The organism is Frigoribacterium sp. R86507, from assembly GCF_044597695.1.
Taxonomy (GTDB): Bacteria; Actinomycetota; Actinomycetes; order Actinomycetales; family Microbacteriaceae; genus Frigoribacterium.
Genome location: NZ_CP139002.1, coordinates 977509 through 997359, shown reverse-complemented (window position 1 = coordinate 997359; position 19851 = coordinate 977509). Strand labels below are relative to the sequence as shown.

Here is a 19851-nt window from a genome sequence, read left to right as displayed (position 1 = left end):
GCAGTGGAGGCGCGTCATGGCACGACCGGGCAAGGCCATCGAGTTCGACGGGTACGGAGACGTCGCCCAGCTGCACTTCGTCGAGCAGCCGCTGCCGACACCGGCCGACGACGAGGTCGTCGTCGAGGTGATCTGCGCGGGCCTCAACCACATCGAGAACTTCATCCGTCAGGGAGACTTCGTCGACCGGCTGCCCCTCGACTTCCCGGCCCGTGAGGGCTCGTGCTTCGCCGGCATCGTGAAGAAGCGCGGCGCGGCGGTGCGCAACTTCTCGGTCGGTGCCGAGGTGATCGGCCATGCGGTCGGCGGCGGCGCGCACGCCACCTACATCGCGGTGCCGGCGAGCGCCGTCGTGCCCAAGCCGCAGCACGTCCCGTGGGAGGTCGCCGGAGGGCTCTACCTGGCGGGAGCCACGGCGTACGACACCGTCCGCAGCCTGCACCTCGGGCCGGACGACGTCGTCGTGATCACGGCCGCGGCGGGTGGCGTGGGCCACATCGAGTGCCAGCTCGCGCTGCAGCTCGGCGCCAAGGTGATCGGCACCTGCAGCCCGGGCAACCACGACTACCTGCGCTCGATCGGCGTCGTGCCGGTCGACTACGGCGAGGGCCTGCGCGAGCGCATCGACAAGGCCGCGGGCACCGACCGCCACGTGACGGCGTTCATCGACAACTTCGGCGGGGACAATCCGGCGCTCAGCGCCGACCTCGGCGTGCTGCCGACGCGGTTCAGCTCGAGCGAGGACCGTCTCGAGCGCGAGATCCGCTTCATCGGTGCCGAGCGCGACGACACCGAGCCCGCGATGATCCTGTCGGCCCTGGCGAAGCTCATCGCCGAGAACAAGCTGCGCGTGCTCGTCTCGGGCTTCTACCCGTTCGACTACATCGCCCAGGCGTTCGAGGACCTCGCCGAGCAGCACTCGCGCGGCAAGGTCGTCGTGGGCATGCAGCCGGTCGAGACCGGAGCACGGTCGCACTGGTACCTGTCGGGCAAGGCTCGGGCGGTCGCCGAGTCGCTCGGCTGAGCCTCCGCCGACAGAGCGCAGGAGGCGCGGGTCGGCAGACCCCGCGGGCGTCAGCGGGGCAGCCGCAGCAACGCCCCCGGAGCCCTGACCGTCGCCGCCGCCACGTCCATGGCCCGCTCGAGGGCGGCCGACCAGTCGACCGAGCCCGGTTCGCGCCGCTCGGCGAGCAGCGAGGCGACGATCGACGCGAAGGTCGCGTCGCCCGCGCCCATCGTGTCGACGACCTCGCCCTCGGCCGACGAGATGCCCCGCGTGAGGGCGGTGCCGTCCGTCCCGTCCGCCGACGCCGCCAGCACCAGGCTCGCCCCGGCCGAGCCGCGGGTCGCGAGCACTCCCCCGGTGCCCGCCGCGATCAGCGCCTCCTGCCAGTCGTCGAGGGAGCGCCCGGCGACGAGTTCGGCGTCGTCGTCGCCGATCTTGACGAGCAGGGTCGAGGCCGCGACCCGCTCGAAGCCGGCGGCGAAGTCGGCGATCTGGGCCGGCCCACCGGGCAGGAACCCCGGCCGCGGGTTCGGGTCGACGACGAGCCGCACGGGGTCGGTGCCGACCACCCGCAGCAGCCGCTCGGTGAGCGGAGCGTCGTCGAACGGGTAGGAGCTGACGGCGACCACGGGGGCGTCGTCGAGCACGGCGAGCTGCTCGGGCGAGAAGTCGAGACCGCGGGCGACGGCGGCGTCGGTGAAGACGTAGCTCGGCTCGCCGTCGACTCGCAGCGAGACCGCCCGACCGGTGCCGAGGGGGTTGATCGTCGCGACGAGTTCGACGCCGTGCTCGGCGAGGAAGGCGCGGATCGACTCGCCGTCGGCGTCGTCGCCGATCGAGGCGAGCAGCGTCGTGGGGACGCCGAGGCGGCTGAGCCCCACGGCGACGTTGAGGCCGGCCCCGCCGACGTGGTCGGTCGAGCCGTCGTCGGTGCGGAGTTCGTCGATGAGGGCGTCGCCGAGAACGACGACCCGACCGTCGGTGGTGTCCATGGGGGTGCCTTTCGTCAGCGTGCCGGCAGCCACCCTATTCCGGCACGCTGTCGGGTCGCACTCCCCCGCTACGCTGGCCGACGTGACCGATTACGCACTGGCCGTCGACGTGGGCGGAACGAAGGTCGAAGCGGCGCTGGTCGCCTCCGACGGAACCCTCCTCGACGGCAGTCGCGACCGACGCCCCACCGGCGCCGGGTCGACGTCCGACGAACTCGCCGAGGCGGTCCGCGCGGTCGTCGCACACGCCCTCGACGCCCTGCCCGACGGTGACGTGCTGGTCGGGGCGGGCATCGGCAGCGCCGGGCCGGTCGACCTCGTGCACGGCACGGTGTCGCCGATCAACCTGCACGCCTGGCGCGGTTACCCGCTGCGCGAGCAGGTCGCGGCCCTCGCGGCCTCGACCCTGCCCGACGCCGCCCCCGTGACCCTGCGGCTCGACGGCGTCAGCCTCGCCCTCGCCGAGCACTGGGTCGGCGCCACGCAGGGCGCCGACAACGCCCTGGCCATCACCGTTTCGACCGGCGTCGGCGGCGGCCTCATCGTCAACGGCCGCCTGCTCTCGGGCGGCACGGGCAACGCCGGTCACATCGGCCAGATCCAGATCGCCGACCGCCCCGCAGGCGAGAACGCCTGGGCGGCCACCCTCGAGGTCATCGCCTCGGGCCCGAACGTCGTCGCCTGGGCCCGCGAGCAGGGCTGGCAGGGCGAGCGCGGCGAAGACCTGGCGGCCGGCTACGTCGCGGGCGACGAGATCGCCGTCGCGGCCGTCCACCGATCGGCCAACGCCGTCGGCGAGGCCGTCTCGTCGGTCACCACGCTGCTCGACCTCGACGTCGTCGCGATCGGCGGCGGGTTCTCGCGCGTCAGCGACGACTACCTCGACCTGGTCCGGGCCACCGTGCACGAGGCGCCGGTGAACGAGTACGCCCGTCGCGTCCGCGTCGTCCGCTCGGGCCTGAGCGACGAGAGCCCCTTGGTCGGGGCCGCCGCGCTCGTCTGGCGGGCCGAGCTGCTCGGCTGAGCCGCGCCTCCTGCGGTCGGTGACCTGCGCCTCCCGGGGTCGGTCGCTTCTCTGGGAACGACCGTCGGCGGCCCGGCCTAGGCTGGGTTGCATCCCACAACGTCGTCGGAATCCGTCGCGCCCTCGAGGCGCGCACCACCACCGCACCACCACTCGCAGAGAGGTCATCTCATGCCCACCACCGTCCCCGTCCTGCTCACGCCGTCCGCCGGCGCCCCCTTCGAGCACTCCACCGTCGAACTGCGCGACGTCGGCCCGAACGACGTCCAGATCGACATCGCGTTCGCCGGCATCTGCCACAGCGACATCCACCAGGCCCGCGAAGAGTGGGGCAAGGCCATCTTCCCGATGGTGCCCGGCCACGAGATCGCCGGCATCGTCACCGAGGTCGGCTCCGACGTCACCAAGCACAAGGTCGGCGACCGCGTCGGCATCGGCTGCTTCGTCGACAGCTGCCGCGAGTGCGAGAACTGCCTCGCGGGCGAGCAGCAGTTCTGCGTCAAGGGCAACGTCGCGACCTACAACGGCCGCCAGTACTCGGGCGAGCCCACCTACGGCGGCTACGCCAAGCAGATCGTCGCCGACGAGAACTACGTGCTGTCGATCCCCGAGGGCATCGCGCTCGACGAGGCCGCGCCGCTGCTCTGCGCCGGCATCACCACCTACTCGCCGCTGAAGCACTGGGGCACGGGCCCCGGCACGAAGGTCGCGGTCGTCGGAATGGGCGGTCTCGGTCACATGGCCGTCAAGATCGCGCACGCCATGGGCGCCGAGGTCACCGTCATCAGCCAGACGCTGTCCAAGCAGGACGACGGCCTCAAGCTCGGCGCCGACCACTACTACGCCTCGAGCGACCCCGAGACCTTCGGAAAGCTCAAGAACTCGTTCGACCTGATCATCAACACGATCTCGGCCGACATGGACATCGACGCCTACGCCCGCACCCTGCGCCTCAACGGCACGATGGTGTTCGTCGGCCTGCCCGAGAACCCCCAGTCGTTCCGCGCCGGGTCGCTGATCGGCGGCCGTCGCAGCCTCGCCGGCTCGAACATCGGCGGCATCCCCGAGACGCAAGAGATGCTGGACTTCTGCGCCGAGCACCACATCGGCGCCGAGATCGAGACGATCGGCGCCGACGAGGTCGACGAGGCCTACGAGCGCGTCGTCGCCAGCAAGGTCCGCTACCGCTTCGTGATCGACACCGCGACGATCTAGCACCTGCCTGCACGCACGAAGGCCCCCTCCCGCCACGGGAGGGGGCCTTCGTCGGTGCGGGTCGCGGCCGGCGTCGGACGGGTCCGGGCCTACCCGGCGGGGGTGTTGAACCGGCGCAGCCACCCGGCGAACTCGGCGAGCTCGTCGTCGGACCAGCCCTCGACGTGGTTGCGGAACACGGCACGGTTCTCGTGCCGCACCTCGAGCATGCGGCTCTCGGCGCGCTCGGTGCTGCGCAAGGTCATGACGCGTCCGTCGGCCGCATCGGGCACCACGTCGACGAACCCGGCCTCGCGCAGCAGGGTGACCTGCCGGCTGACCGCGCTCTTGTCCATCGCCATCGCCTTGACGATGTCGCCGGCGCTGCACGGCTGGTGCTTCATCACGTACCGCAGCACGTAGAAGGCCGTGGGGGGCACGTCCGGGTCGAAGCGCGACGCCGCTGCCGCGATCGTGCGCTTGGCCTCGACCATCATCGAGCCGATCTCGTCGACCACGCCGGCCATGAGGCCCTCACGCCCGTCGTCGTCAGGACCCGGGAGGCGCGGTGCGGCCTGGCCAGGCCCCTCGGCCCCGAGGAGGCGCGGTGCGGCCCGGTCGGCAACATCGCCCCGCGAGGGGCGCGCCGCGTCGAGCACCGCGCCCTCGGGCTGGCCGTCAACGGTCGGCTGCGACATCTTTCTCCTCGACCAGGGACGAGAACACCGGGCTCTCGGCCAGTTCGTCGGCGGGCACCGGGTGACCCGCCACCTCGGCGGCGCCCGTCGCGATGATCGTGTCGATGGTACCGGTGGCGGTCGTCGTGTGGCTGTGGTGACGGCGCTGCGCCTCGGCGACGCCGTCCCCTCCGTCGACGGGCGAGACCGGTGCGGGCGAACCGGAGAGGCCCGAGGTCGGGGCGGACGCCGTGGCGGTCGGGGCGGACGCCGTGGCGGGCGTGGAGGCCGTCGCCGGGGCGCTCGACACGGCGGGGGCCAGGCCGGCCGTGGCCGCGACTCCCTTGGCGGCCGGGGACGCGGCGTTCGCGTCGACCGGAGCCGCGCCTCCGTCGTTTTTCTCGGAGGCGGCAGCCGACGTCGGACCGTCGGTCGGGCCGTCCGTCTTCGCCGCCGCGCGCTGGAGGCCGGTCTTGGTGCCGAGCTCGACGTTCGGCAAGAGGCAGACGAACACGATGGTGATGATCGCCAGAGGGGCCGCGATGAGGAAGACGTCGGCGACGCCCTGCCCGTAGGCCGATTCGATGATCGTGCGGATCGGGCCGGGCACGGTGCTGAGGTCGGGGATGCTCGTCGAGCCGCCGCTCCCGAGCGCGCTCGGGTCGACCCCGGCGTCGGCCAGGCCGTCGCCGATGTAGCCCGAGACCTTGGTGCCGAGCACGGCGCCCATGACCGAGACGCCGATGGTGCCGCCCAGGCTGCGGAAGAACGCGACGCTCGACGAGGCCGCACCCACGACGCTGACGTCGACCGAGTTCTGCACGACGAGCACGAGGTTCTGCATCACCATGCCGATGCCGAGCCCCATCATCGCCATGAAGACGGAGACGATCGCGAAGTTCGTGTCGTACTCGATGGTCGACATGAGGAACAGGCCGGCGGCGAGCAGCACCGAGCCGACGATCATGTAGGGCTTCCACTTGCCGTACTTCGAGATGAGCGCACCGGCGACCATCGACGAGATGAGCAGGCCGAGCACCATCGGCAGGGTCAGGATGCCCGCCATGGTCGGCGACTGACCGCGGGCCAGCTGCATGTACTGCCCGAGGAAGACGCTGGTGCCGAACATCGCGACGCCGACGCTGAGCGAGGCGACGACCGCGAAGGTGAAGGTGCGGTTCGTGAAGAGCGTGAGCGGGATGATCGGCTCTTTCGAGCGGAACTCCACGACGACGGCGAGGGCGAGCAGCACGGCCGCACCGACGCCCATCAGCCAGCTGGTGGTCGAGGCCCACTCGAACTGCTTGCCGCCGAGCGACACCCAGACGAGCAGCAGCGAGACGCCGCCGGCGATCAGGCCGGCGCCCCAGTAGTCGACGACGACGGCCTTCTTGGGCTTCGGGGGCAGGTGCAGGGTGCGCTGGATGACGATGAGCGCCGCGACGCCGACGGGCACGCCGACGAAGAAGTTCCAGCGCCAGCCGATGCTGTCGGTGAGCACGCCGCCGAGCAGCGGGCCGCCGATGGTGCCGACGCTCATGACGGCGCCGAGGTAGCCCATGTACCGGCCGCGCTCACGCGGGCTGATGATGTCGCTCATGACGACCTGCACCAGGGCGGTGAGGCCGCCGGCGCCGAGACCCTGGAACACGCGGAACGTGATCAACGTCGCGGTGTTCTGCGAGAAGCCGGCCGCGACCGAGGCGAGCACGAACAGGACGAGCGCGACCTGCAGCAGCACCTTGCGGTTCGTCAGGTCGCTGAACTTGCCCCACAGCGGCGTGCTGACGGTGGTCGCCAGCAGGGTCGCGGTGATGACCCAGGTGTACGAGGTCTGGCTGCCGTTCAGGTCGCTGACGATGCGCGGCAGCGAGGTCGACACGACGGTCGACGAGAGGATCGCCACGAGCATGCCCATCAGCAGGCCCGAGAGGGCCGTGAGGACTTCGCGGTGGCTCATGCCGGGCGCTTCGCCCGGTTCGTGGGGTGCCGCGGGCTTGGTACCCGCGGCGGTCGTGGTCTGCGACAAGGTGCGCTCCGGTGGTTCGAGATGGTGAGGGACTGACCGCCGTTGGTCGGGTCCTTTGGTTGCAGAATGTCAACCATACGCTTTCGTTGACGATCCGCAACCATTTCGCTGCAGTTGCTGCAGAAATCTTTCTCGAACCTCGCGACGCGGTCGCGGGGGGAACGCAGGAGGCGCGGTGCGAGAACTCCTCGCACCGCGCCTCCGTCAGGGTCTTCCGGGTCAGCGGACCTCTTCGGGCCGCTTCTGCCGGAACATCTCGGCCGGCTGGTGCTCGCCGTTCCAGACCTGGGTGATGCCCCAGACGACGGCCATGAGCGGCACGGCGATGACGGCACCGACGACGCCGCCGAGGATCGTGCCGGCGGTCAGGGCGACGAGGATGACCAGGCCGTGCAGCTGCAGCGTGCGGCCCATGAGCACCGGCTGCAGGAAGTTGCCCTCGAGCTGGTTGACGACGACCACGATGCCGACGACGATCAGCGCCTGGACCGGGCCGAGCGCGACGAGGGCGACGAGGGCCGCGAGGATGCCCGCGGCCGTGGCTCCGACCAGGGGGATGAACGCCGTCAGGAACACGATGACCGCGAGAGGCAGGGCCAGGGGCACCCCGACGATCCAGAGGCCGACGCCGATACCGATCGCGTCGACCGCGGCGACCGTCGCCGTACCGCGGACGTAGCCACCGAGCGTCGTGACCGTCTTGTCGCCGATGCGACGGGCCCGGGCGTAGTTCTCGCCCTTGAACGGGCGGAGCAGGAACTCCCAGATGGCCGGGCCGTCCTTGAGGAAGAAGAACAGCACGACGATCATCAGGACGAGACCCGTCGCGAAGCTGCCGACGGCCGAGGCCCCGGCGAGCGCCCCCGAGCCGAACTGCGAGCTCGTGACGAAGTCGACGGCCGCGTTGCGGACGTCGTCGATCTGCTGGTCGCTGATCGAGAAGGGCAGGGTCGTGATCCAGTCCTGCAGCTTGTTGAAGCCCGAGGTGGCCGAGTCGGCGAGCGAGCTGGCCTGGCTCTCGACGGCCCAGACGATCAGCCAGGCGACGAGCCCGAGGATGATCAGCACGGCGAACAGGCAGATCAGGGTCGCGAGCACCGAGGGCACCTTGTGCCGCCGCAGGAAGGCGACGACCGGCAGCATGGCCGACGCGAAGATCAGCGCGAGCAGCACCGGAAGGGTGACCAGGCTCAGGCTGAGGAAGACGTAGATGACTCCGATCGCGACGATCAGGACGGCGATGATCTGCACGGCGCGCGTGGCGAGCGTGCCGAACGCGTCGGCCCAGAGGGAGTGCCGGACGGCGGCGTCCTCACGGGCCACCTCGGCTTCTTGGCTGCGGAAGAGTCCCACGGTGTCGTCCTCGTTTCTGGTGGTGCGGGGGGTCGAGAGGGGTGCCGGCGGGGCGCGGTCGCATGCGTCCGGTGCCGGTGGGCCGGAGGAATCGTCGGGGGTGATCGGCCCGACTAGGACAGCCAACCCCGTCACGAGAATATCGGGCCGGATCGGTGCCCTCACGACTCGGCGCGCGCCTAGCGTGGAGGGCATGCCGACCTCCGTCCTCGTCGTGTCCGACACCCACGTCCCGCAGAAGGCCAAGGCCGTGCCGGGGGTCGTCTGGACCGCGGTCGAGCGGGCCGACGTCGTCGTGCACACGGGCGACTGGACCGGCGAACCGCTGCTCGACGAGTTCGAGGCCCGAGCGCGCCTCCTGATCGGGGTCTGGGGCAACAACGACGGCGACGGGCTGCGCGCCCGCCTGCCCGAGGTCGCCCGCACGACGATCGAGGGCGTGCGCCTCGCCGTGGTGCACGAGACGGGAGCCAAGGAGGCGCGCGAGCGACGAATGGACCGCCTCTTCCCCGAGACCGACCTGCTGCTGTTCGGGCACAGCCACATCCCGTGGGACACGACGACGCCCGCGGGCCTGCGCCTGGTGAACCCGGGGTCGCCCACGGACCGCCGGCGCCAGCCGCACGCCACCTACCTCACGCTGACCCTCGACGCAGGCGAGGTGCGCGACGTGGTGCTGCACGAACTGCCCGTGGCCGCACGCGACCGTACGGGGGTGCTTCCGCACCCCCGCATGACGACCTAGCCGGCGGGCGTCTCGGCAGGGGCCGCCGGTTCGGCCGGGGTCGGCGACGGGCTGGCCGTGCCCGACTCGGTGTAGCTGTTGCCGGCGGCCGTGACGACGAAGCTGCGGAACTCCTGCACCGTGAACGGCCGGCTGCCGTCGTACTTCTGACCGTTGACGAGGACCGTCGGGGTGCCCGTCAGGGCGTCGAGGTCGCTGTTGGGCAGAGGCCCGTCGATGGCCCGCTGTGTCGACGCCGTCACCCACGAGCCGAACTCGTCGTCGTCGATGCACCTCGTGATGTCGCTCGCCTTCGTCACCCCGTCGACGCCGGTCGCGATGTCGGCGAGCTGCGAGTCGTCGAGACCACGGGTGCCCTCTTCGGGTTGCTGCTCGAACATCGCGGTGTTGAAGTCGAAGAACGAGTTCGGCGAGTAGTTCGCCACGCAGGCCGCCGCGTTGGCCGCCCGGTTGCTGTACTTCGTGCCGAGGGACTGGTTCGTGAGGATGGCGACCGGGTGGTACTCGACCGTCGCCGCCCCCGACTCGACGAGCCCGCTGATGTAGTCGTTGTTGGCCTGCTCGAACTCGCCGCAGATGGGGCAGAGGTAGTCGAGGTAGACGACGATGTCGACCGTGTCGCTCGACGCCGTGGTGGCCGACGCCGTGGGTTCGTCGTCGGGGCCCAGGGCCCCGGTCTGCACGGCCTCGAAGCCCTGACCGATCTTGATTCCGTCGCTCGCCATGTTGGCGGGGCCGGGGCCGGCCGGACGGATGCTGTTCGTGATCACCAGCACGACGCCCACGACGATGGCGATCACCACGAGGGCGAGGCCGCCCTGCAGCGCCCACTTGCCGGCGCGTTGGCGACGCTTCTGCTTCTGACGGGCGAGCTGGGCCTTCTGGCGGGCCGCCGCGCGCCGCTGGTTCTTGGTCAACGACGAGTCGTCGGGATTCAGGTCAGTCATGGGGCTCCGGTGCGCGACGGCCTCGCATGGTCGCGTCGAGCGGGTGGTGGGGACGGTCGCCACGAGTCGTGGCCACGAAACATGGTACGAGGCGAGCCTGGCAGAAGTCCGCCAGGCGCGGGCGAGAGAGGGTGGAGGAGAGGCGCTCCCGTGGCGATCCGAGAGATTTTCATGGCATGCTGATCGGTGGTGGTCACCGCAGACCTCTGAGGTTGATCACCGTCCATTCACAACGGATCGTCCGGCACGTACCTGCCGGTGAAGGAGAAGATCATGGCGTCAGTCACGTTCAGCAAGGCAACTCGTCTCTACCCCGGCTCCACGCGAGCCGCGGTCGACGGCATCGACCTCGAGGTCGCCGACGGCGAGTTCCTCGTGCTCGTCGGCCCCTCCGGCTGCGGCAAGTCGACCACCCTGCGCATGCTCGCGGGCCTCGAAGAGGTCAACTCGGGTGACATCTACATCGGCGACCGCAACGTCACCGACGTCCCCCCGAAGGACCGCGACATCGCGATGGTGTTCCAGAACTACGCGCTGTACCCGCACATGACGGTCGCCGAGAACATGGGCTTCGCCCTGAAGATCGCCGGCGTCGGCAAAGAAGAGCGCGCCACCCGCGTCCTCGAGGCCGCCAAGCTGCTCGACCTCGAGCCCTACCTCTCGCGCAAGCCCAAGGCCCTCTCCGGTGGTCAGCGTCAGCGCGTCGCCATGGGCCGCGCGATCGTGCGTCAGCCCCAGGTGTTCCTCATGGACGAGCCGCTGTCGAACCTCGACGCCAAGCTCCGTGTGCAGACCCGCACCCAGATCGCCTCGCTGCAGCGTCGCCTGGGCGTCACCACGGTCTACGTCACGCACGACCAGACCGAGGCCCTCACCATGGGTGACCGCATCGCCGTGCTGAAGGACGGCGTCCTGCAGCAGGTCGGCACGCCGCGCGATCTGTACGAGAAGCCGCAGAACGTCTTCGTCGCCGGCTTCATCGGTTCGCCCGCCATGAACCTGCTGCCCGCCGACGTCGTCGACGGCGGCATCCAGTTCGGCACCGCCGTCACCGCGGTCGACCGCGACACCGTCGGCCAGGCCAACGGCAAGAGCGTCACCGTGGGCGTCCGCCCCGAGGACGTCGTGGTCAACACGACCGGCGAAGGCCTCGCGGTCACCGTCGACGTCGTCGAAGAGCTCGGCGCCGACGGCTACCTCTACGGTCACACCGAGGTCGACGGCAACCGCGTCGACGTCGTCGTCCGCGTCGACGGTCGCAACCACCCCAAGCTGGGCGAGACGATCTACGTCACCCCGCAGGCGCACCACGTGCACGTCTTCGACACCGAGAGCGGCGAGCGCCTCGGCGACAAGGCCGTCGTCAGCGCGTAGCACCCCGTCGGGTCGGCCCGTCGAGTCCGCTCGGAGCACTCCTCCGATCGACCCGGCGGGCCGTCCCGCGTTCCGGCCCCGCGCCTCCTGACCTCCCCCCGCCGCCTCGCCTCAGGCGACGATCCCCCGCACGAGAGGCCCTCATGCCCGACTCCCTCAACATCACCTCGGCCACCGCCGACCCGGCGCTGCTCGACCTGCCCTGGTCCCTGCCGCTCGACGAATGGCCCGACGAGGCCATCGCGACCCTGCCCAAGGGCATCTCGCGGCACCTCGTGCGCTTCGCGCACCTCAGCGGTTTCGTCATCGCGATCAAGGAGACGTCGGGCGAGATGGCCCGCGGCGAGTACGAGATGCTGCGCACGCTGCAGCGCATGGACATCCCGTGCGTCGATCCCCTCGCCGTCATCACCAACCGCCAGGACGCCGACGGGTCGCCGCTCAACCCGGTGCTCGTCACCCGGCACCTGAAGTTCTCGCTGCCGTACCGGGCGCTGTACTCGCAGACGCTGCGCCCCGACACGGCCCGTCGCCTCGTCGACGCGCTGGCCCTCCTGCTCGTCCGGCTGCACATCATCGGCTTCTACTGGGGCGACGTGTCGCTTTCCAACACGCTGTTCCGCCGTGACGCCGGGGCGTTCGCCGCGTACCTCGTCGACGCCGAGACCGGCAAGCTCTACCCGGGCGGCCTCTCGAACGGTCAGCGCGAGAACGACCTCGAGGTCGCCCGCGTCAACATCGCCGGCGAGCTGCTCGACCTCGAGGCCGGCGGTCGCCTCGACGACAATCTCGACCCGGTCGACGTGAGCAACGGCATCGTCGCCGCGTACCGCAGCCTCTGGACCGAGCTGACCGGTGCCGAGACTTTCGACAGCTCGGAACGCTGGCGCATCAACGACCGCGTCGAGCGCCTGAACGACCTGGGCTTCGACATCGAAGAACTCGCGATCAAGACGGCCGAGGGCGGCAGCCAGGTCAAGATCCAGCCGAAGGTCGTCGACGCGGGGCACCACTCGCGCCGCCTGCTGCGGCTCACCGGCCTCGACGTGGAGGAGAACCAGGCCCGTCGCCTGCTGAACGATCTCGACGCCTACCGCATGCGCACCGACCAGTCGGACTCGGACGAAGAGATGATCGCCCACGAGTGGGCCTCGCGCGTCTTCGAGCCCGTCGTGCGGTCGATCCCCCGCGACCTCCGCGGGCGACTCGAACCGGCCGAGGTGTTCCACCAGCTGCTCGAGCACCGCTGGTACCAGTCGCAGGCCGAGAACCGCGACGTGCCGATCGCCGAGGCCCTCACCTCGTACATCAACGACGTGCTGCGGCACCGTCGCGACGAGCAGATGGTGATCGAGCCGGCGACCGAGTCGATCACGCTGCCGGAGGCCGCCCGGCTCGAGGCCGACGAGGCCGACGCCGACGAGGACTGGCGCAGCAAGGTCTGAGGACGCAGGAGGCGCGGGCCGGCGACAGCCGACCCGCGCCTCCTCGAGGCCCCGCGTCTCGCGGGTGCCCGTGCCTACTTCTTCTTGCGCTCGGCGCGCAGCTTCGAGATCTCGTACAGGGTGACCGAGGCCGCGATGCCGGCGTTCAGCGACTCGACGGCACCGGAGATCGGCACCGACACGATCGCGTCGCAGGTCTCGGCCACGATGCGCGACAGGCCCTTGCCCTCGCTGCCGACGACGACCACGATCGGGCGGTCGGCGAGCTCGAGGCCGGGCAGCATGACGTCGCCGTCACCGTCGAGGCCCACGACGAACACGCCCTGCTCTTTGAACGACTTGAGGGTCTGCGTCAGGTTCGACGCCATCGCGACGGGGATGCGCGCGGCCGCACCGGCCGAGGTCTTCCAGGCCGACGCCGTCAGGCCCACCGAACGACGCTGCGGGACGATGACGCCCTGCCCGCCGAACGCGGCCACCGATCGGATGATCGCCCCGAGGTTGCGCGGGTCGGTGATGCCGTCGAGCGCGACGAAGAGCGGCTTCTGCTGACGCTTGACCGCGGCCTCGAGCATGTCGACGGGGTGCGCGTACTCGTACGGCGGAACCTTGAGCGCGACGCCCTGGTGCACGGAGTCGTGCCCGGTGATGCGGTCGAGCTCGGGGCGCATGACCTCGAGGATCGGCAGGCCGCGACGGGTGGCGAGCTGCAGGATCTCTTTGGTGCGCTCGTCCATCTCTATGCGGGCGGCGATGTAGAGGGTCGTCGCCGGGATGCGCGTCCGGAGGGCCTCGACGACCGAGTTGCGACCGGTGACCATCTCGTGGTCGTCGGCCGACTTCGGACGGCGTCGGGGTGCGTCGGGTCCGCCGCGACCGGCGATCGGCGACCCGGCGCGGGGGCCGGCTCCGCCACGACCGCGCGCCGCCTCGAGCCGGTCGCGCGCCGCCTTGGCCTTGCCCGCGGGGTGGTAGGGGCGGTCCTCGGCCGCGGGAGTGGGCTTCTTGCCCTCGAGCGCCTGGCGCCCCTGCCCGCCGCTGCCGACCTGCTTGCCCTTGCTGCCCTGCCGCACGGCACTGCTGCCGGGACGGCCCTTGCGTGCTCCGCTGGTGTTCTTCACTGTTCGAGGCTCCAATGCGACCCGCTGGGGGTGTCTTCGATGGTGATGCCGGCGCCCGTCAGGACGCCTCTGATCTCGTCGGCCCGCGAGAAGTCGCGATCGGCCCGGGCTTGCTGGCGTTCGGCCAAGAGTACGTCGACGAGCGTGCCGAGCGCGCGGTGCGCGTCGCCCTCGTCTCCGGCGCGCCACTCGGGCGCCGTCGGGTCGATGCCGAGCACGGCCACCATGGCGGCCACGTGCTGCCAGGCGCGCGCGGCGGTGTCGAGGTCGCCGTCGTCGAGGGCCACGTTGCCGGCGCGCACCGTGTCGTGCAGCACGGCCACGGCCTGGGGGACGTTGAGGTCGTCGTCCATCGCCTCGCCGAACTCGTCGGGCACGACGCGGGCACCGACCCCGGCGAAGCGCGTGTCGGCGAGGCGGCGCTGTGCCCGCTCGAGGAACGTCTCGACGCGGTCGAGCGCGGCCTCGGCCTCGAGCAACGCGCCCTCGTGGTAGTCGATGGTCGACCGGTAGTGCGCGGCGCTGAAGAAGTAGCGCACGACCACGGGCCGGGCCTGCGCCAGGAAGTCGGCGGCGAAGATCGAGTTGCCGAGGGACTTCGACATCTTCTGGCCCTCGACGGCGACGAGGCCGTTGTGCATCCAGTGCGAGGCGAAGCCCATGCCGGCCGCGGTCGACTGCGCGAGCTCGTTCTCGTGGTGCGGGAACCGCAGGTCGAGCCCACCGCCGTGGATGTCGAACGCCTCGCCGAGGTACCGGGCCGACATCGCCGAGCACTCGATGTGCCAGCCGGGTCGCCCTTCGCCCCAGGGCGAGGCCCACGAGGCGGACTCGGGCTCGTCGGCCTTGTGGCCCTTCCACAGCGCGAAGTCGCGGGGCTCGCGCTTGCCCCGGGGGTCGGCGTCGGTGGCGGGCGCCATGTCGTCGATCGACTGGTTGGTCAGGGCGCCGTAGGTCGGCCAGCTGGCGGTGTCGAAGTAGACGTCGCCCGAACCGTCGGGGGCGACGTAGGCGTGCCCCTTCTCGAGCAGCGTCGTGATGATCTGCTGCATCTCGCTGACGCTGGCGGTCGCCCGGGGCTCGTAGGTCGGCGGCAGGATGCCGAGCGCCTGGTAGCCCGCGGTGAACTCGAGCTCGTAGCGGTAGGCGCGAGCCCACCACTCTTCAGTCGTGTCGGCGGCCAGCGCGAGGATCTTGTCGTCGATGTCGGTGACGTTGCGCACGAGGGTGACGTCGAGGCCACGGTAGGTGAACCAGCGGCGCCAGAGGTCGTAGACCAGGGCCGAGCGCAGGTGCCCGATGTGGGGCGACGACTGCACGGTGGGTCCGCAGACGTAGAGCCCGACCTGGCCGGGCACGAGCGGGACGAAGTCGACGAGCGTCTGCTGACGGGAGTCGTAGAGCCTGATGGTCACGTGATCAGCCTATTTGACGCAGCTTCTGCCGTGTCGCCCGCGGACGACCCGTCGCGCGCGACGAGCGCCGTCGCGATCACGGCCACGCCTTCGCCCCGACCGGTGAAGCCGAGCCCGTCGGTCGTCGTGGCCGACACGCTGACCGGCGCCCCGACCACGCGGGTCAGCTGGTCCTGCATCTCGACGCGGCGGGAGGACAGCCGGGGGCGGTTGCCGATCACCTGGACGGCGACGTTGACCGGTGCGGCCCCCGCCGCCGCGAGCAGCTCGAGGGTCGCCGTGAGGAAGACGTCGCCCGACGCCCCGGCGAAGCGGGGGTCGTCGGTGCCGAAACTCGACCCGATGTCGCCGAGACCCGCGGCCGAGAGCAGGGCGTCGACGATCGCGTGGGCGACCGCGTCGCCGTCGCTGTGGCCCGCGAGGCCCGCTTCGCCCGGGAAGTGCAACAGCCCGAGGTGCATCGGCTGCGCCGCGTCGAACGCGTGGACGTCGGTGCCGACCCCGGTCAGGAGGCGCGGGGCCGGTCGACCGGTCGCCTCGCGCCCCGGCCCGGTCGCCTCGCTCTCGGCGACGATCGTCTCGGCCCGTCGCAAGTCCCACGGGGTGGTGATCTTGAAGGCCACGGGGTCGCCCGCCACGATGCGGACGCGCCGGCCCGCGGCGGCGAAGAGCGCCGCGTCGTCCGTGTGCTCGACGGATGCCGTCGCGTACGCGTGGTCGAGGGCGGCGCGGGGGAAGCCCTGAGGCGTCTGCATGGCGACGAGTTCGCTGCGGTCGACGGTGTCGACGACGAAGGCCGCGTCACCGTCGACGCGTTTGATCGTGTCGGTCACCGGCAGGCCCGGGACGACGCCGTCGCCGGTCGCCTCGACGGCGGCGGCGACCAGGTCGAACTGGGCGGTGGGGGTGAACGGTCGGGCACAGTCGTGGACGAGCACGGTCTCGACGTCGGGCCCCAGGGCCGTCAGGCCGGCCGCGACGGACTGCTGGCGCGTGGCACCACCCACGACGACGGAGGCGTAGCCGCGGGCCGGGCCGGCGACGGCGTCGACGAGGGTGCGGGACTCGTCGACGAGTGCCGCGGGCACGACGACGACGACCTGTGTCGGCACGACCGACGCGAAGACCGCGTCGAGCGAACGTTCGAGGATGCTGCGCCCGGCCACCTCGACGAAGGCCTTCGGCCTTCCGAGGGCGAGGCGCGTGCCGCTGCCGGCCGCAACGACGACGACCGCCCGACCGACGCCGGACGGGGTGTGGACCCCACCGTCGTCGACCGAGCGGTCGTCGGGAGTGCTAGGACGCAAGGACCTCGTCGAGAACGCTCGACGCCTTCTCTTCGTCGGTCTTCTCGGCGAGCGCGAGCTCGCTGATCAGGATCTGACGAGCCTTGGCGAGCATGCGCTTCTCGCCGGCCGAGAGGCCACGGTCCTGATCGCGACGCCAGAGGTCGCGGACGACCTCGGACACCTTGATGACGTCACCGCTGGCGAGCTTCTCGAGGTTCGCCTTGTAGCGGCGCGACCAGTTGGTCGGCTCTTCGGTGAATGGGGCGCGGAGCACGTCGAAGACGCGGTCCAGCCCTTCTTTGCCGATGACGTCTCGCACGCCGACCAGGTCGACGTTGTCTGCGGGTACTTCGATGGTCAGATCACCCTGGGTGACGCGAAGCTTGAGGTACAGCTTCTCTTCGCCCTTGATGATCCGCTTCTTGACTTCTGAGATTGTCGCTGCCCCGTGATGCGGGTATACAACGGTCTCGCCGACCTCGAACTGCATGAATCAGGCTCCATTCTGCGACACCCAGGATACCATAAGCCAGCGTTGGTAAGGCTGCCCTAAGGAACCGACTCCCGTGGGCGCGGATAAGCTGGACGACGTACGTTTGTCGTGACGCTGATCCTGGAGGACACCTGTGCGAGCCCCAACCCTGAAGTCGCGCGGCTTGACGACGCGGTTCGTCTCGGCCGCCGCCGTCGGTGCCGCGGTCGTCCTGACCGCCGCCGGGTGCAACTTCATCAGCCCGCAGGCCACCACCAAGCAGTACGACGCGAGCGACGGCACGAGCGTGAACGTCGGCGACATCCAGGTGCGCAACGCGATCGCCCTCACCGCCAGCGAGGGTGACGGCGGCACCGCCAGCCTCAGCATGGTCGTGCTCAACACGAGCGACGAGGCCGCCGAGGTCTCGTTCGAGTACCCCACGACCTCGGGCAAGAAGACCCAGACCGTCGAGGTCGACGGCTCGTCGCAGGTCTCGCTGGGCACCGAGCCCGGTCAGGACCAGTTCCTCATGGAGTCCCTCGACTCCGACCCGGGTGCCCTCGTCACGATCTTCGTCCAGTACGGCACCGAGACCGGCAAGTCGTTCGTCGTGCCCGTGCTCACCGGCGCACTGGGCGAATACGCCACCCTGCTGCCCTCGCCCACGCCGTCCGCCGAGGCCACGCCCTCGTCGACGCCGTTGCCCGAGGCGACCGAGCAGGCGCCGTCCTCGTCGCCGACGCCGTAGCATCCCTCCCCCGTCAGCCGAGAGGCCCGGCCCGCCGTGTGCGGTGCCGGGCCTCTCGCGTCCGACGCGCACCGCGCCTCCTGGGCCCTCGACGCGGTCCGAGCGGGCCGTCGGCCCGTGCCCCTGGTCAGGCCTCGATGCGGTACCCGAGGCCGCGCACGGTGACGAGCGCCTTCGGCTCGGACGGCACGGCCTCGATCTTCGAGCGGATGCGCTTGATGTGCACGTCGAGGGTCTTGGTGTCGCCGAAGTAGTCCGACCCCCAGACCCGGTCGATCAGCTGACCACGCGTGAGCACCCGACCGGCGTTCCGCATGAGCAGTTCGAGCAGCTCGAACTCCTTGAGGGGCATGGCGACGTCGTCACCGCGGACCGTCACCACGTGCCGCTCGACGTCCATGCGGATGTCGCCTGCCTCGAGCATCGAGTCGGACAGGTCGTCGGGGTCGACGCGGCGGCGCAGCACGGCTCGGATGCGGGCGAGCAGCTCTCGGGTCGAGTACGGCTTGGTGACGTAGTCGTCGGCACCGAGCTCGAGACCGACCACGATGTCGACCTCGCTGTCCTTCGCGGTGAGCATGACGATCGGCACCTGGGACTTGGTGCGGATCACGCGGCAGACCTCGGTGCCCGGGATGCCCGGGAGCATGAGGTCGAGCAGCACGAGGTCGGCACCGGTCTTGTCAAAGGCGGTGACGGCGGCCGGGCCGTCCTCGGCCACGCTCACCTGGTAGCCCTCGCGCTGCAGGATGTAGGCGAGCGGCTCGCTGAGGGACTCTTCGTCCTCGACGATCAAGATGTGGGTCATCGGGTCTCCATGGTCATCGTGTCTCCTGGTGCTCTGGTGCCGAGGCGGCCGTGGTCGGGATCGATCGGGTGTCGGGGTCGACGTCCGCGGCCGGCAGGCGCAGGGTGAAGGTCGACCCCTTGCCGACCTGCGACCAGACGCGCACGTCGCCGCCGTGGTTCTGCACCACGTGCTTGACGATGGCGAGCCCGAGGCCCGTGCCGCCGGTCCGTCGCGACCGGGCCGGGTCGACCCGGTAGAACCGCTCGAAGACCCGGTCGAGCTCGTCGTCGGGGATGCCGTAGCCCTGGTCGGTCACGGAGATCTCGACCACCCCGCCCGTGTCGAGGGTGGCCCCGATGCCGACCCGCGACCCGTCGGGCGAGTAGTTGATGGCGTTCGCGACGAGGTTGTCGACGGCCGTGACGAGCATCGCCTGGTCGCCGTTCACGTGCGCGTGCTTGCCACCCCGGACCACGAGGTCGATGCCCCGCGCCTCGGCACCCACGCGGTTGCGGTCGACGGCGGTGTCGACCACGGTGCGGACGTCGACCGAGTCGCTGGTCTCGAGCGCGTCGGTCGCCTGCAGACGCGACAACTCGATGATGTCCTGGGTGAGGCGACCGAGCCGGCCGGCCTCACGGGTCAGGCGGGCGGCGAAGTGGCGCACCTGCTCGGGGTCGGCCGACGCGGACTCGAGCGCCTCGGCGAGCAGGCCGACGGCGCCGATGGGCGTCTTGAGTTCGTGGCTGATGTTGGCGACGAAGTCACGGCGCATGTCGTCGAGCCGGCGCCCCTCGGTGCGGTCCTCGGCGAGCACCAGCACGAATCGTCCGCCGAGTGCCGCGGCCCGCACGTGCACGGCGATGGTGGCCTCGCTGCCGGGCAGGCGCGGCAGGGTGAGTTCTTCGACCACGGGGTCGCCGTGCCGACGCACCGCGTCGACGATCGTCTCGACCTCGGGGTGCACGAGGTGCTGCTGGGCCGAGACCAGTCCGAGCTGGCGCGCCGCGGCCGAGGCCTTGAGCACGTTCCCCGAGGGGTCGACCACGAGGCCGGCCGACTCGAGGGCGTCGAGCACGGCGTCGATGCCGTCGGGCAGGGCGACGTCGACGAGCGCCGCGGCACGCACGGCTCGTCGGTGGGCCGAGACGACGACCACCACGATCGCGGCGCCGACGACGACCCCGAAGGCCAGCGACAACGGCACCAGCCAGGCGGATTCCATGT

The 19851-nt window shown here is 70.9% G+C and carries 18 protein-coding genes; 7 read left to right on the top strand and 11 right to left on the bottom strand.

Annotated elements, in window-relative coordinates; translation table 11 throughout:
- The first annotated feature begins 16 nt into the window (after positions 1 to 16).
- Positions 17 to 1024, top strand: a complete 1008-nt coding sequence (locus tag SJY14_RS04835; protein ID WP_396599941.1) for an NADP-dependent oxidoreductase — start codon at positions 17 to 19, stop codon at positions 1022 to 1024.
- A 50-nt stretch (positions 1025 to 1074) separates the two neighbouring features.
- Here the strand turns inward: SJY14_RS04835 and SJY14_RS04830 are convergent, their stop codons facing one another.
- On the bottom strand, positions 1075 to 1998 hold the full coding sequence (locus tag SJY14_RS04830) for a carbohydrate kinase family protein (RefSeq protein ID WP_396599940.1): 924 nt from the start codon (positions 1996 to 1998) through the stop codon (positions 1075 to 1077).
- An 82-nt stretch (positions 1999 to 2080) separates the two neighbouring features.
- Here SJY14_RS04830 and SJY14_RS04825 point away from each other — a divergent pair, with 82 nt between their 5' ends.
- Together SJY14_RS04825 and SJY14_RS04820 are read left to right on the top strand one after the other, a co-directional pair.
- Positions 2081 to 3022, top strand: a complete 942-nt coding sequence (locus SJY14_RS04825) for an ROK family protein (protein WP_396599939.1) — start codon at positions 2081 to 2083, stop codon at positions 3020 to 3022.
- Positions 3023 to 3193: 171 nt separating this feature from the next.
- Entirely contained in the window at positions 3194 to 4237 is a 1044-nt protein-coding gene (locus SJY14_RS04820; protein ID WP_071256407.1) for an NAD(P)-dependent alcohol dehydrogenase, read from the top strand.
- Between the two features lie 89 nt (positions 4238 to 4326).
- On the opposite strand, the gene SJY14_RS04815 is transcribed toward SJY14_RS04820, so the two are convergent.
- The 3 genes from SJY14_RS04815 to SJY14_RS04805 form a co-directional block, all read right to left on the bottom strand.
- Positions 4327 to 4914, bottom strand: coding sequence for a MarR family winged helix-turn-helix transcriptional regulator (locus tag SJY14_RS04815; protein ID WP_396599938.1), 588 nt, complete (start codon positions 4912 to 4914; stop codon positions 4327 to 4329).
- Complete coding sequence (locus SJY14_RS04810; RefSeq protein WP_071256406.1) at positions 4895 to 6853, bottom strand: MDR family MFS transporter; 1959 nt, start codon at positions 6851 to 6853, stop codon at positions 4895 to 4897. The genes SJY14_RS04815 and SJY14_RS04810 overlap by 20 nt, the downstream gene beginning before the upstream one ends.
- Positions 6854 to 7141: 288 nt before the next feature.
- Positions 7142 to 8275 carry an AI-2E family transporter gene (locus SJY14_RS04805; protein ID WP_055974653.1) on the bottom strand — a complete coding sequence of 378 codons (1134 nt, stop codon included), beginning with the start codon at positions 8273 to 8275 and terminating at the stop codon, positions 7142 to 7144.
- A gap of 193 nt (positions 8276 to 8468) precedes the next feature.
- Between SJY14_RS04805 and SJY14_RS04800 the strand changes: the two genes are divergently transcribed.
- Positions 8469 to 9020, top strand: a complete 552-nt coding sequence (locus tag SJY14_RS04800; RefSeq protein ID WP_396599937.1) for a metallophosphoesterase family protein — start codon at positions 8469 to 8471, stop codon at positions 9018 to 9020.
- Here SJY14_RS04800 and SJY14_RS04795 read toward each other — a convergent pair.
- Positions 9017 to 9967: a DsbA family protein gene (locus SJY14_RS04795; RefSeq protein ID WP_396599936.1), complete on the bottom strand. Its 951-nt coding sequence runs from the start codon at positions 9965 to 9967 to the stop codon at positions 9017 to 9019. The genes SJY14_RS04800 and SJY14_RS04795 overlap by 4 nt on opposite strands.
- A 273-nt stretch (positions 9968 to 10240) precedes the next feature.
- Here SJY14_RS04795 and SJY14_RS04790 point away from each other — a divergent pair, with 273 nt between their 5' ends.
- Together SJY14_RS04790 and SJY14_RS04785 are read left to right on the top strand one after the other, a co-directional pair.
- The gene (locus SJY14_RS04790) at positions 10241 to 11341 is read left to right on the top strand and encodes an ABC transporter ATP-binding protein (RefSeq protein ID WP_043597318.1); all 1101 of its coding nucleotides are present in this window, start codon (positions 10241 to 10243) and stop codon (positions 11339 to 11341) included.
- Positions 11342 to 11484: 143 nt separating this feature from the next.
- Complete coding sequence (locus SJY14_RS04785; protein WP_055974662.1) at positions 11485 to 12786, top strand: DUF4032 domain-containing protein; 1302 nt, start codon at positions 11485 to 11487, stop codon at positions 12784 to 12786.
- A gap of 74 nt (positions 12787 to 12860) precedes the next feature.
- On the opposite strand, the gene rlmB is transcribed toward SJY14_RS04785, so the two are convergent.
- Genes rlmB through SJY14_RS04765 form a run of 4 tightly spaced genes read right to left on the bottom strand, consistent with a single transcriptional unit; the run spans position 12861 to position 17101 of the window.
- Complete coding sequence (gene rlmB / locus SJY14_RS04780) at positions 12861 to 13907, bottom strand: 23S rRNA (guanosine(2251)-2'-O)-methyltransferase RlmB (RefSeq protein ID WP_055974665.1); 1047 nt, start codon at positions 13905 to 13907, stop codon at positions 12861 to 12863.
- Positions 13904 to 15322 carry a cysteine--tRNA ligase gene (cysS, locus tag SJY14_RS04775; protein WP_071256403.1) on the bottom strand — a complete coding sequence of 473 codons (1419 nt, stop codon included), beginning with the start codon at positions 15320 to 15322 and terminating at the stop codon, positions 13904 to 13906. Before cysS ends, rlmB begins: the two co-directional genes overlap by 4 nt.
- Positions 15319 to 16629, bottom strand: coding sequence for a 2-C-methyl-D-erythritol 4-phosphate cytidylyltransferase (ispD, locus tag SJY14_RS04770; RefSeq protein WP_071256402.1), 1311 nt, complete (start codon positions 16627 to 16629; stop codon positions 15319 to 15321). The genes cysS and ispD overlap by 4 nt, the downstream gene beginning before the upstream one ends.
- The gene (locus SJY14_RS04765) at positions 16619 to 17101 is read right to left on the bottom strand and encodes a CarD family transcriptional regulator (RefSeq protein ID WP_043597211.1); all 483 of its coding nucleotides are present in this window, start codon (positions 17099 to 17101) and stop codon (positions 16619 to 16621) included. Before SJY14_RS04765 ends, ispD begins: the two co-directional genes overlap by 11 nt.
- Before the next feature lie 166 nt (positions 17102 to 17267).
- Between SJY14_RS04765 and SJY14_RS04760 the strand changes: the two genes are divergently transcribed.
- Positions 17268 to 17834 carry a hypothetical protein gene (locus SJY14_RS04760; RefSeq protein ID WP_071256401.1) on the top strand — a complete coding sequence of 189 codons (567 nt, stop codon included), beginning with the start codon at positions 17268 to 17270 and terminating at the stop codon, positions 17832 to 17834.
- A 127-nt stretch (positions 17835 to 17961) separates the two neighbouring features.
- On the opposite strand, the gene SJY14_RS04755 is transcribed toward SJY14_RS04760, so the two are convergent.
- Positions 17962 to 18642 (bottom strand): response regulator transcription factor, encoded by a 681-nt coding sequence (locus tag SJY14_RS04755; RefSeq protein WP_043597216.1) that lies wholly within the window; start codon positions 18640 to 18642, stop codon positions 17962 to 17964.
- Between the two features lie 13 nt (positions 18643 to 18655).
- Positions 18656 to 19849 (bottom strand): cell wall metabolism sensor histidine kinase WalK, encoded by a 1194-nt coding sequence (locus tag SJY14_RS04750; protein WP_071256400.1) that lies wholly within the window; start codon positions 19847 to 19849, stop codon positions 18656 to 18658.
- Positions 19850 to 19851 lie beyond the last annotated feature (2 nt).